Origin of the sequence: Streptomyces sp. NPDC014864, from assembly GCF_043081525.1 — a bacterium.
In the GTDB taxonomy this organism is placed as follows: Bacteria; Actinomycetota; Actinomycetes; order Streptomycetales; family Streptomycetaceae; genus Streptomyces.
Window position 1 is genome coordinate 61,037 of record NZ_JBIBWT010000003.1, and the last position, 11,065, is coordinate 72,101.

13 protein-coding genes and 1 pseudogene are annotated in these 11,065 nt (G+C 74.6%); 6 read left to right on the forward strand and 8 right to left on the reverse strand.

Going from position 1 to position 11,065, the window contains the following annotated elements; translation table 11 throughout:
- Nucleotides 1-5 precede the first annotated feature (5 nt).
- Nucleotides 6-554: an RNA polymerase sigma factor gene (locus ACF1A5_RS06755; RefSeq protein ID WP_392191756.1), complete on the forward strand. Its 549-nt coding sequence runs from the start codon at nt 6-8 to the stop codon at nt 552-554.
- Between the two features lie 75 nt (nt 555-629).
- Here the strand turns inward: ACF1A5_RS06755 and ACF1A5_RS06760 are convergent.
- A pseudogene (locus tag ACF1A5_RS06760) lies at nt 630-758 on the reverse strand (hypothetical protein); the annotation flags it as partial.
- 122 nt (nt 759-880) lie between these two features.
- On the opposite strand from ACF1A5_RS06760, the gene ACF1A5_RS06765 reads away from it, so the two are divergent.
- From ACF1A5_RS06765 to ACF1A5_RS06780, 4 genes are all read left to right on the forward strand, one after another.
- Entirely contained in the window at nt 881-1,114 is a 234-nt protein-coding gene (locus ACF1A5_RS06765; RefSeq protein WP_392191757.1) for a hypothetical protein, read from the forward strand.
- A 208-nt stretch (nt 1,115-1,322) separates the two neighbouring features.
- Nucleotides 1,323-1,568 carry a hypothetical protein gene (locus tag ACF1A5_RS06770; protein ID WP_392191758.1) on the forward strand — a complete coding sequence of 82 codons (246 nt, stop codon included), beginning with the start codon at nt 1,323-1,325 and terminating at the stop codon, nt 1,566-1,568.
- Nucleotides 1,569-1,571: 3 nt separating this feature from the next.
- Nucleotides 1,572-1,949 carry a toxin Doc gene (locus tag ACF1A5_RS06775; RefSeq protein ID WP_392191759.1) on the forward strand — a complete coding sequence of 126 codons (378 nt, stop codon included), beginning with the start codon at nt 1,572-1,574 and terminating at the stop codon, nt 1,947-1,949.
- Between the two features lie 429 nt (nt 1,950-2,378).
- A complete protein-coding gene (locus tag ACF1A5_RS06780; protein ID WP_392191760.1) occupies nt 2,379-4,022 on the forward strand; it encodes an RICIN domain-containing protein in 1,644 nt (547 codons plus the stop codon).
- Nucleotides 4,023-4,079: 57 nt separating this feature from the next.
- On the opposite strand, the gene ACF1A5_RS06785 is transcribed toward ACF1A5_RS06780, so the two are convergent.
- Together ACF1A5_RS06785 and ACF1A5_RS06790 are read right to left on the reverse strand one after the other, a co-directional pair.
- Nucleotides 4,080-5,249, reverse strand: coding sequence for a lactate 2-monooxygenase (locus ACF1A5_RS06785; RefSeq protein WP_392191761.1), 1,170 nt, complete (start codon nt 5,247-5,249; stop codon nt 4,080-4,082).
- A 74-nt stretch (nt 5,250-5,323) separates the two neighbouring features.
- A complete protein-coding gene (locus tag ACF1A5_RS06790; protein ID WP_392191762.1) occupies nt 5,324-6,016 on the reverse strand; it encodes an alpha/beta fold hydrolase in 693 nt (230 codons plus the stop codon).
- Between the two features lie 459 nt (nt 6,017-6,475).
- Here ACF1A5_RS06790 and ACF1A5_RS06795 point away from each other — a divergent pair, with 459 nt between their 5' ends.
- Entirely contained in the window at nt 6,476-6,910 is a 435-nt protein-coding gene (locus ACF1A5_RS06795) for a protease inhibitor (protein WP_392191763.1), read from the forward strand.
- Nucleotides 6,911-7,112: 202 nt separating this feature from the next.
- Here the strand turns inward: ACF1A5_RS06795 and ACF1A5_RS06800 are convergent, their stop codons facing one another.
- From ACF1A5_RS06800 to ACF1A5_RS06820, 5 genes are all read right to left on the reverse strand, one after another.
- The gene (locus ACF1A5_RS06800) at nt 7,113-7,340 is read right to left on the reverse strand and encodes a CDGSH iron-sulfur domain-containing protein (RefSeq protein ID WP_392191764.1); all 228 of its coding nucleotides are present in this window, start codon (nt 7,338-7,340) and stop codon (nt 7,113-7,115) included.
- Nucleotides 7,321-7,974 carry a HemK2/MTQ2 family protein methyltransferase gene (locus ACF1A5_RS06805; RefSeq protein WP_392191765.1) on the reverse strand — a complete coding sequence of 218 codons (654 nt, stop codon included), beginning with the start codon at nt 7,972-7,974 and terminating at the stop codon, nt 7,321-7,323. The genes ACF1A5_RS06800 and ACF1A5_RS06805 overlap by 20 nt, the downstream gene beginning before the upstream one ends.
- Nucleotides 7,975-7,995: 21 nt before the next feature.
- Nucleotides 7,996-9,009, reverse strand: a complete 1,014-nt coding sequence (locus tag ACF1A5_RS06810; protein WP_392191766.1) for an iron-containing redox enzyme family protein — start codon at nt 9,007-9,009, stop codon at nt 7,996-7,998.
- Nucleotides 9,010-9,547: 538 nt separating this feature from the next.
- On the reverse strand, nt 9,548-10,555 hold the full coding sequence (locus ACF1A5_RS06815) for a Ppx/GppA family phosphatase (protein ID WP_392191767.1): 1,008 nt from the start codon (nt 10,553-10,555) through the stop codon (nt 9,548-9,550).
- Between the two features lie 184 nt (nt 10,556-10,739).
- Nucleotides 10,740-10,937 carry a hypothetical protein gene (locus ACF1A5_RS06820; RefSeq protein WP_356182141.1) on the reverse strand — a complete coding sequence of 66 codons (198 nt, stop codon included), beginning with the start codon at nt 10,935-10,937 and terminating at the stop codon, nt 10,740-10,742.
- Between the last annotated feature and the right edge of the window lie 128 nt (nt 10,938-11,065).

An 11,065-nucleotide genomic window follows, 5' to 3' on the forward strand; every position in this document is an offset into this window, starting at 1 on the left:
CCGGCGTGCTGAACGCGGCGCTGACCGAAGACCTCGCCCGCCGGGCCGCCGCGGGCGACCGGGCCGCGCTGGAGGAGCTGCTGCGGGAGGTGCGACCCGAAGTGCTGCGGCGCTGCGGGCGCTTCCTGCCCTGCCGCGAGGACGCGGAGGAGGCGGCGCAGGACGTCCTGCTGCGGATCGCGCGGAAGATCACCGGGTTCGAGGGCCGCAGCCGTTTCAGCACCTGGCTCCACACGGTCGTCGCCAACTGCTGCCGGCAGAAGTACCGCGAGCTCAGACGCCGGGCCGTCGAGCAGCCCGCCGTCGAGCCCGCCCAGCAGGCCGACCCGCGCACCACGAGCGTGATCGCCGGGTCCCGGGTCGACCTGCTGGAGGCGCTGGACCGGCTGGAGCGGGAGCATCCGCATCTGGTGGCGCCGCTGGTGTACCGGGACGTCTGCCGGCTGGAGTACACCGAGGCCGCCGAGCGGATCGGCATTCCGCTGGGCACGTTCAAGTCGCGGCTGCACGAGGCCCGACGCCGGGTCAGACCCTGGCTGACGGACGGAACCTGACGGCGCGCCCGGCGCCGCGCACAGCTCGTGCCGGCCCGCCTCGGCGTCCCGGCCGCCGCTCTCGACCAGCCCGTCGGTGCAGAAGGAGAGCAGGGTGCCCTCCCGCAGCTCGAACTCCGCCGACTCGAACGGCAGTCCGCCCAGGCCCAGCGCCGGGCCCTCCGGCAGTTCCAGCCGCCGGGGCGGTCCGTCGGGCGGGATCATCCGCCTTCACCAAGTCGGCCACCGCCCTGCTGCCCGCCTTCGCCGGCGCCCGTCCCGAGGACTGGATCTCCCTCGGCTGGGGCCGGCCGCGCACCGTCGGCCGGGTCGCGGTCTCGTTCACGGTGGACGCCACGCACACCCTGCCCGCCGCGGTCGACGTCGCCGTCCTCGACGGCCGGGCGTACGTGCCGGTGCGGGGTGCCCAAACCGGCTGGGCCGATACCTCCGACACCCCCACGGTTATCACCTTCGACGCGGTGCGCGGCTCGCGCCTCCGGCTCACCCTGACGAGCCGGTACCCGGGCGAGCCGCGGGCGCGGTCCGCATCAGCCGCCCGGAGGTGCCGGCCGGCCTGAGCGGGGCGCCGGCGTCCGGCCGCGGCCGACGTCGGCGTCCTCGGTCCGGAGGCGGCGCGGGCCCGGCCCGCGCCGCCTCCGGACGGGGCCCGCCCCGCGCCTCCCGTACCTGGCCGGAGCGGGTTTCCAGCCAGACTCCGGTACCACCCATCCGCAGCTGTGACCTGCGGATATTTACGGCCGAACCCCCTCGCGGTACCGTGAGGTCATGCCAGCCCTGAATGTGGAGTTCAGCGACCGCGAGCTGGAGGATCTGCGGCAGATCGCCAAGGAACGCGGTACGTCGATGAAGGCGCTCGTGCGCGAGGCGGCGGCGGCCGACATAGCCCGGCACCGGGCCCTGCAGGAGGGCGCCGAGGCCTTCCGTACGTTCTTCGCGGCCCACGCCGAGGAGTTCGCGGCCGCCTTTCCCGAGGACGAGCGGCCCAGCAGCGGCGAGGGGCGGGCCGCCTGACCGATGACTCCCGTCATCCACATCGACGTGCCCTGGCTGCTTCAGCGCCATGAGGAAGTCCTGCCCGACCAGCCCACGGTGAACGACTTCTCGGCACTGGTGGCCGCCGTGGCCCGCCACCGTGTCGACCCGCCCCGCCTCGGCGTGGACTCCGACCCCGCCTGGCGGGCCGCCGCGCTCCTGCACACCCTCGCCCTGCTCAAACCGCTGCCCTCGGCCAACGCCCGCTTCGCCTGCGCCACGGCGGTGGCGTACATGTTCGTCAGCGGAGTGGGCATCGACCCGCCCTACGGCGCCCTCGTCGACCTCGCACGCGACCTGCTGTCCGGGAAGTCCGACGTCTACGGCGCCGCCGACCGGTTGCGCTCCTGGCAGATCTGACACAGCGTCCCCCGCGGCCGCCGACCGAGGGCGGGAGGAACAAGGTCGGCGGCCTTCGCGCGCGGGAGAGCCGCCGTTCCGCGCCGGGCCTGATCCGAGGGGCCGACTCCAGTGGACTCCTTGGACCGGCGGGCCGGGAGCGTGCGTGACGCGCCGGCGCGTGCGCGGTTTTCACACGGGGCGCACGGTGGGGCGCGAGTCGAACGCCCGGGACAGGGGTCGCGCTGTGTCCCGACTTTCCGTCAAAGAGGCGGATGCCGCCCCGGGTGCCTTGTTGGCCGTCGTCCCGGTGTGGAAGGGTGAGCCACCTTGTGGGGGGCAACGGCCGTTTCCGCAGAGACAGTTGGGGGATTCGAGCCGATTCGCCGCCGGGCGGAGCCTGCCCCTCGCGCCCACACCTCCTGGTTACGCACCAAAGGAATCCGCTCCGTGCCCACCCCCCACCCCCCGCTTCCCCCCTACCCGCCGCCGGGCGGGGTCCCCGAGGAGTCCGACGAGTCGCTCGCCGCCCGGCTCAGAGGCAGTACGGACGACGAGGTCGCGCACTGCGTCGCCCTGCTGATCGCACGCCACTGGCAGCCCGTCCACGACTACGCCGTCATCTGCCTCGCCTCCTCCGCCCCGATCGCCGCCATGGTCACCTCGGCCGCATTCCACCACGCTCTCGACCGGCTGACGCTGGGCGAACCGGGCACGGCGCTGCGCCCCCGGCTACTGCTCGGCGTCCGCGACACCGTGCGGCAGTGGGCCGCCGAGGACCGCGTGTCCGATGTACTGCCCGCGCTGCGCAAACCCGCCGGCGGACGCGGTATGCGCGCGGCCGTGTCCCTGACGCCGGAGAACCGCCGACTCGCGCAGCGCTCCTTCGAGAGCCTTCCCGCGGTCGCCCGCTGCCTGTTGTGGCACACCGAGGTGGAGGCCGAGCCGCTCTCCGTCCCGGCCGCCCTGCTCGGGATGGACGCCGACACCGCCTCGTTCGCCCTGGAGCAGGCGCGGGAGCAGTTCCGCGAGGGCTGCGTCCGCGCCCACCGCGAACTCGCGCCGACCGACGACTGCCGCTTCTACAACCGTCTGCTGGACGTGCCGATCCGGCGGGGCGGCGCCCTGCTCCCGGACGTCCAGCGGCACTTGGCCGAGTGCCGCTACTGCCGGGACGCGGCGGAACAGCTCGGCCAGGTGGAGCGCGGGACGGGCGCCCTGCTCGCCGAGGCGGTGCTCGGCTGGGGCGCCCGCCGCTATCTGGACTCCCGCCCCGGCAGGACCCCGTGCCGGGCGCGGACCAGGGGCGCCGCCCGGCACGGCGCCGGCCGGCCGCCCGGCACCGGCCGCCACCGGGTGCTGTCCCGCTTCCCGGCCGCCGCGCGGTTCCTGCCCGCCGGTCCTTGGTCGTCCCGGGCGCTGCGCACCGGCGTCGGGCTGGCCTCTGCCGGACTGCTGGCCACCGTGCTCGGCGTCAGCCTGTGGTCGCACGACGACGGCGGCGCCCCGGCTCCGGGGGTGACCGGCGCACGGGGCACGGCACCCGGCCCCGGCTCCCCGACTCCGACCGCCGGTTCCCCGGCGCGGCCCGGCACGGCGGGGTTGCCCACCGCCGCCCGGCAGACGCGGTTGCGCAATGCCGCCGCCGGCCTGTGCCTCGACATCCGGGGCGAGCCGAAGGCCGGGGCGGACGTCCGACTCGCCCCGTGCTCCCCGGCGTGGACCCAGCTGTGGTCGCTGGAGAACGACGGGCTGCTGCGCAGCTTCGCCGATCCCGGCCTGTGCCTGGACTCGCACGCGGACGCCGGTGTCGTCATCCTCGGCACCTGCGCGGACGCGGACGCGCGGCGCGGCCCCGACGTGCGCTACGACCTCACCGTGCGGGGCGAGTTGCTCGCCCGGTGGGACGAGCGGCTCGCGCTCGCCCCCACCACCCGCACACAGGGCGCCGACATCGTCGTCAAGGTCCGCGACGGCTCCGACGACCAGCGCTGGCTGACCGACTCGCCGTCGGCGAGCCCCGGTTCGCTGTCGATCGCGGGGACGGGCGCGCCGTTCACCCACCCGGTGGAACTCTCCCGCACCACCACATGAACGGCCGTGGCCGCCTCCCGCGTCATGGGAGGCGGCCACGCGGAACCCGGACGGTGGTCAGGCGGCGTCCTCGACCAGGTCGCCGGGGCCCACAGTGTCCGGTCCCGCGTGCCCCGCCAGGGCGAGGGTGAGGTCGAACTCCGCGAGCAGGCAGCGGATCACGTGCTCCACGCCCGCCCGGCCGTCGAGGCCGAGCCCGTACACGTACGGCCGCCCCAGCAGCACGGCGGACGCACCGAGGGCGAGCGCCTTGAAGACGTCGTCGCCGGTGCGGACGCCGCTGTCGAACAGCACGGTCAGCCGGTCGCCGACCGCCCGCGCCACCCGGGGCAGCGCGTCGGCCGCCGCGACCGACCCGGCCACCTGGCGGCCGCCGTGGTTGGAGACGACCACTCCGTCCATCCCGGCGTCGGCTGCGAGACGGGCGTCGTCCGGGTGCAGGATGCCCTTGAGGACGATCGGCCCGTCCCAGTTCTCCCGCAGGAACGCCAGGTCGGGCCACGTCTTGCCGGGGTCGGCGAACATGCCGACGAAGCGCATCACCGCCGCGTTCGGGTCCTCGTGCACCGGCTTGGCCAGACCTGCCTGGAAGGCCGGGTCGGAGAAGTAGTTGGCGGTGCCCACGCCGTGCAGGAACGGCAGGTACGCCTGGTCGAGGTCGCGCGGCCGCCACGCCAGCAGCGGCGTGTCCAGCGTGACGACCAGGACGGAGAAGCCCGACGCCTTCGCCCGGTTCAGGAAACTCCGCGTCACCTCGCGGTCCTTGGCCCAGTAGAGCTGGAACCACCGCTCGGCGTCGCCCATCGCCTCCGCGACCTGCTCCATGGGCGTGCTGGACGCCGAGGACAGGATGTACGGCACGCCCTGCGCAGCGGCGGCCCGCGCGGCCGCCGGCTCGGCCTCCGGATGCATGATCGACAGCACCCCGACCGGGGCCAGCGCCAGCGGCGCGGGCAGGTCACGCCCCAGCACCCGCACCGACAGGTCACGTTCGTGCACGTCGCGGAGCATCCGCGGGACGATCCGGCGCCGGTCCAGGGCCGCCCGGTTGGCGCGCGCCGTGCTGCCGCTGCCCGCACTGCCCGCGACGTAGCCGACCGGGCCGGGGCCGAGCCGCTGCTCGGTCAGCTCTTCAAGACGGGTCAGATCGGTGGGCAGCCGGGGTACGGCGCCCGTCATCCCGTTGAGATAGATCTCGTACTGGAAGTCCGCCCAGTGCCGCGCCATCCGTCCGTCCCGCCTCTCGTCGCTGAGCCCGCGTAGCACCCCGACGATACTGGCGGGTAGGAGCCGTCCGGAGGTCAGCCCCCGGCCGCCGTGAGGAGGACCGCGGCCAGCTCGCGCGGCCGGGAGAACATCGGCCAGTGGCCGGTGTCCAGCTCGGCCGACTCCCACCGCTCGTCGCTGAGCAGCGCGGCCACGGCGGGCGGCGGTTCGGGGCCGTCCAGCAGGCACTTGACGTAGGTGGCAGGCAGCTCGCCGAGCGGACGGTTGAGCACGGCGGGCTCGGTGAGGGTGCCGCCCGGGTGGGGCGTGCCCTCGGTGACGATGCGGTCGATCTGCGGGCCGGTCAGTTCCTGTCCCGCGTAGTCCTCCGGGCCGAGGGGCGGCCAGACGCCGTCGTGCGCCGCGAGTGCCTGCCGGACGTGCTCGCTCGGGAAGCTCGCGAGGAACGACATCCCGTCGACCGGGACGTTGGCGTCGACGAACACCACGCGCCGGAGCCGGTCGCCGATCCGCTCGGCGGCCTGGCCCACCGGGATTCCGGAGTAGCTGTGCCCCACCAGCACGACGTCCCACAGCTCGAGGCGCTCGACGTGGTCGACGATGTCCCGCACATGGGTCTGCTGTCCGGCCGGCGCGCCCTTCTTCTCGGCCAGTCCGGTGAGGGTGAGGGGATGCGCGCCGTGCCCCGCCTCGCGCAGGACGGGGACGACATCGTCCCACGCCCACCCGCCGAGCCACGCGCCTGCCACCAGTACGAAGTCCGTCATGGCCCCAACGTAGCGGCCGGGTACGACAACGGGGCTCTGCGGCGGACCGGTCGTCCAAGGGCGCGCGCTCGGCGGCCGGGTCCCTCGGCCGTGCGCGGTTCCGGTATACGGCCGACGACGGGGATCTCCTCGCGCCCCACCGTCACGCCCACATGAACACAAGAGGTCGCGAAGCGGTCCGCCGAGAGCGCAACCGGAATGTTTCAGGACGATTAACGAACGTAAGGAATCGAGCCATCCGACCTGATTCGGCGATCCAAGGCCCCGCAGTTTGGGGGTTGGAACGTTCGAACTCTGTGACTTCACGCCACTGCTTCAACACGCAAGGTTACTGAAACACATGCCTTCGATGTGAGTTTCGGCGGCGGACTCGGCAGACTCCGGGGCGCCGGTCAGGCACCGACCGTGCCGGCTCCGGTATCTCTCATCGACAAAATCTCGAGCGGAAGGAAGCACACAATGCGGAACACCGCGCGCTGGGCAGCGACTCTCGGCCTGACGGCCACCGCCGTCTGCGGACCCCTCACCGGGGCCGCGCTTGCCACCCCGTCCAGCGCCCCCGCCTCGCTCTACGCCCCCTCGGCCCTGGTACTCACCGTGGGCCACGGCGAGAGCGCGGCGGCCGCGACCCCCGAGCGTGCCGTCACCCTGGGCTGCGCCCCCACGTCCTCGGGCACCCATCCGGCGCCGGCCCTGGCCTGCGCGGAACTGCGCGCCACCGGCGGGGACTTCGACGCCCTGACGGCCAAGCGGGACGTGCTGTGCACCAAGGAGTACAACCCGGTGGTCGTCACGGCCGCCGGCGTCTGGCAGGGCAAGCGCGTCTCCTACGAGCGCACCTTCGCCAACACGTGCGTGAAGGACGCCACCATGTCGAGCGTCTTCGCGTTCTAGAGACCGGGATCGCGCCGTCCTCGTGAAACAACTGAAGGGTCCCGTAGCTGGGGAGTGCGAGCCCCTGTCGCGGGGACCACGGCGATCTCGCACCAGGGGTCGGCCGGGCGGAGTGGGGCCGCCCGCCGACCCCTGGTATCACCTTCGCTCCGTATCCCGCCGGTCCACCGGCCGGACGCGGAGCGTTCTCGTTCCCGACGGCTCAGGCCCGGTCGCGGTGGCTGGTGTCGCACCACGGGTAGCGACGGCTGCGGCGGCAGGTGCACAGGGCGACCCGGAAGCGGTCGGAGGAGACGGTGGTGCCGTCCTCCAGTTCGACCTCTACGGGGCCGTCCACGAGGATCGGCCCGCGCCGCCGCATGGTGATCCGGCGGGGCTGGTCCGGACGGGGCGGCTCCGGGCGGGGGTCGTCAGAGGGGGCGTTCGGCACGGATGACCACCAACTCTTCCCTCTCGTCGGCCGCGGAGAGCAGACCGCGCTCCCGCAGCCAGCCCCGCCGGGCCCGCAGGACGGGCCCGAGGGCGATCCATCGGCGGCGCACCACGGCGGCCTTGAGCCCGGCCGCACGCAGCCGGTCCAGGGTGTGGCCGGGCCCGCTCAGCGCGGAATGGACGATCAGCAGGACGCCTCCGGGCCGCAGCAGGGCGGGCGCGTCCCGGCAGAGCCGGTCCAGCACGAGCCGTCCGTCGTGCCCCGCGTCCCAGGCACGGGACCTGCCCCGCGGCTCGCCTCGTGCGCCGGGCGCCGGCACATAGGGCGGGTTGGCGAGGATGAGGTCGAACGATCCGCCGCGCACCGGCCCGAAGAGGTTGCCGCGCCGGATGTGGACCGGCAGTCGGGCCAGCCACGCGTTGAGCCGCGCCGTCCACACCGCCCGGCGGGAGACGTCGACGGCGGTCACCTCGGCGCCCCGCCGGGCGGCCTCGAGTGCCAGCGCACCGCTGCCGGTGCCCACGTCGAGCACCCGCGCGCCCGGCGGGAGGGTTTCGCCGGCCAGCGCCTCGGCCAGCAGGGCGGTGTCGTCCTGAGGGGCGTAGACGCCCGGGAGTACCAGTGGATGCACAGAGCGCGGGTACCCAGACAATCAGGAAATATGGCTCAGAGGGGTGGGAAGCGGGGTGCGCAGCGAGGACCGGCCCGCCCGCCAGTCGGCGAGCAGCCGGGCGGCGAAGCGGCCCTCCAGGTGTTCGGTCGCGTCGATGCCGAACGCGATGTCGGCCGCCAGATGCGGCTCCTCGGCCAGCAGCCCGCCGATGACGTCGTGGCGCACCACCTGCTCGTGCACCGCGTCCGCCTCGACGTGCTCGTCGTAGAAGAACTCCGCGGCCGGTCCGGCGCCGGTGCGGCGCATCGCCTCGGCCAGCCGCCGCGAGCCGGGGGAGGAGGTGATCTCCACCGCGGCGAAGTGGCCGACCAGGGCACCCCGCAGTTCCCGGTGCAGGCCGAACAGGGACATCATGTTCACGATGGCCAGCAGTTCCGCCGAGGCCGCGTCCAGGTGGCGGCCGTACGCCGTGTCCAGGTCCAGGTCGCTCATCAGGTCCGCGAACAGGCGGGCGTGCACCCGGTCCGCGCGGCCACCGCCGAACTCGTCGTACTCCACCGCCGCCATCGCCGCCTTGGCCCGTCCCCACAGCCGCGGCAGCACCCAGGCGTGCGGGTCGGCCTCCTTGAGGTGGTACAGGGAGCGCTGGGCCGCGTACTCGCGCAGCTGCCACAGCTCGCCCTCGTCCCGCAGGTAGTGGGAGACGCCCGTGCCCTCGACCGGTTCGACGAGGAGCGCGGCGAGCGCGTCGTCGAGGCTGGCGTGCGCGGGCGTGTCGGCGCGCAGGGCGGACAGGAAGCGCTGTTCCAGCGCCGCCCGCACCCGCAGCAGGTCCGGGTCCCATTCGCGCTCCGGGGCGACGCCCGCGAACCCGCGGTAGTGCAGCTCGTAGCAGAGGTACAGGGCGAGCTGCAGGTCGTCACCGTACGCGTCCGCGCCGCCGGTCTCCTCGGCGCCGGGCAGCGGCCCGCGACCGAGCAGATACGCGACGACGGCGGCGGAGACCGGACCCCGCGCCGGAGGCAGCTCGGGTCCTCGGAGATCGTGGTTCATGGGGCTCGTGTACCCGGGAGGCGCGGGTGACACCCGGGGCGGGATGAGACGGGGCGTCCGGCGCTTCGGTCATGGGTGGCCGTTGGGGGCCCCGGCATGGGATCGGGTCCCCGGGACGGGGCGGGGCCCGGCGTGGAGGCCCCGGCGTGGGGGCCCCGGCATGGGCCCGAGCCCCCGAGCGAGGGGGCGGGCGCGGTGGCCGTGCGGGACGCTGGTGGCGTCGGAGCCGGTCGGGGGGCGGGGGCTCCCCGGCCCGGCATGGGGTCGAGTCCCCTGAGTGAGGGCGGGTCTCCGGCGTGGGGGTTGCCCGGTGTGGGGGTTGCCCGGTGTGGGGTCGAGCCCCCGGCGTGGGGTCGAGTCCCCTGAGTGAGGGTGGGTCTCCGGAGTGAGGGCGGGTCTCCGGCGTGGGGGTCGCCCGGTGTGGGGTCGAGCCCCCCGGCATGGGGCCGCCCCGGCGAGGGGCGGGTGCCGGTGGCCGTGCCGGACGCTGGTGGCGTCGGAGCCGGTCGGGGCGGACGCCTCCCCGGCGTGTCCCCTCTCAGTTCCTGGCGGTGGCGACGCGCAGGGGAAGCGGGTCGGGCGGGCCGACCTCCTCGCTGCGGCGGGACATCTCCGCCCACCAGCCCGGGCCGTCCTCGATGTGCCGCAGCAGCACCCCCTCGCGGATGGCCCAGGGACAGATGGTGACCGCCGAGATGCCGGTGAGCTTCATCGCCGTGTGCGCGACCACCGCGCCGGCCAGGCTCTGCGCGGCGCGCGGCGCGGAGATGCCCGGGAGCGCGGCGCGGGCGGTGGCGGGCAGGGCGGCCAGCCGGTCGATCGCGTCTCTCAGGTCCGCGCGGCGCAACGGACGCTCCACGAAGGGGCCGTAACGTCCGGGCGCGGCCCCGCACAGCCGCCCGAGCTGCTGGAAGGTGCGCGAGGTCGCCACCGCGGTGCGCGGCCCCTCCCAGCGGATCCGGGCAGCCGCGTCCCGCAGCTGATGCCGGACCTCGCGCCGCAGCGCCTTGAGCCGCTCCGGGGACGGCGGGTCCTCGGGTGCGAGGAACTGATGGGTCAGCCGCCCCGCGCCCAGCGGCAGCGAGGCCACGAAGTCCGGCAGCCGGCCACGTCCGAAGGCGACTTCGAGGGAACCGCCGCCGATGTCCAGCAGGGCGAGCGGACCCGAGCGCCAGCCCATCCAGCGCCGCGCCCCGAGGAACGTGAGCTCGGCCTCGACCTCTCCGGGCAGTGTGCACAGCGCGACCCCGGTCCGCGTCCGGACCGCCCGCAGCACCTCCAGCCGGTTCGGCGCGCCGCGCACCACGGCGGTGGCGAAGGCCAGCGGGCCGGACGCGCCCCACCGGGACGCCGTCGCACTCGCCTCGGCGACCGCCTCGACCAGCCGCTCCACGGCCTCCTTCGGGATGCGCTCCCCGGGCCTGACCTGTTCGGACAGGCGAAGACGCCACTTGGCGGTGTGGACGGGCAACGGCACCCCGCCCTCCGCGTCCGCCACCATCAGCCGGACGGTGTTCGACCCCACATCCACCACGCTTGTCCGCATGGGCCGGTGGCTACCCAGTCCAGGGGATTCGTACGCCGCTCCGGGGCGGACGACGCTTCTTGCGCCCGCATCTCGCCTGATCGGGTCCCGACGGAGGCCTCCGGGCCGGTGGGCCGCGTCTGTCGGGGGTGCCCGCGGCGCCCTGACGCGCGCCGCGGGTGTCGTAGCTCCGGGCGTCGCCGCCCTACAAGCCTGGCGGCAGCGCCGAGTACGGCCGAGGTGGCGCGCTCGTGGGCGGCGGGCCCGGCTGGTACGAGGCGAGCGACCGGCCCATCACACCCTCGAGCTCGCGGTGTATGTGCAGGGCCGCGTCACGGACTCGGGCGGGCACGTCGCCGCGCTCGGCGACCAGCCGGTGGTAGATGGGGGCGTCTTGGAACACGTTGCCTGGACCTTCCTGTCTGTGCTGTGGCTGCGTTGTGTCTGCGGTTTTCACGCCGTATGGCAGCGGGTGCCCACTGTAAGGGCAGACGCGGACATCGCCCACCGCGACCGGAAGTTGACGGACCG

Coding starts and splice junctions, on each gene's coding strand:
- ACF1A5_RS06790 (WP_392191762.1), bottom strand. CDS start 6,016: ATGACGGACTTCGTACTGGTGGCAGGCGCGTGGCTCGGCGGGTGGGCG.
- ACF1A5_RS06770 (WP_392191758.1), top strand. CDS start 1,323: ATGCCAGCCCTGAATGTGGAGTTCAGCGACCGCGAGCTGGAGGATCTG.
- ACF1A5_RS06815 (WP_392191767.1), bottom strand. CDS start 10,555: ATGCGGACAAGCGTGGTGGATGTGGGGTCGAACACCGTCCGGCTGATG.
- ACF1A5_RS06810 (WP_392191766.1), bottom strand. CDS start 9,009: ATGAACCACGATCTCCGAGGACCCGAGCTGCCTCCGGCGCGGGGTCCG.
- ACF1A5_RS06775 (WP_392191759.1), top strand. CDS start 1,572: ATGACTCCCGTCATCCACATCGACGTGCCCTGGCTGCTTCAGCGCCAT.
- ACF1A5_RS06795 (WP_392191763.1), top strand. CDS start 6,476: ATGCGGAACACCGCGCGCTGGGCAGCGACTCTCGGCCTGACGGCCACC.
- ACF1A5_RS06785 (WP_392191761.1), bottom strand. CDS start 5,249: ATGGCGCGGCACTGGGCGGACTTCCAGTACGAGATCTATCTCAACGGG.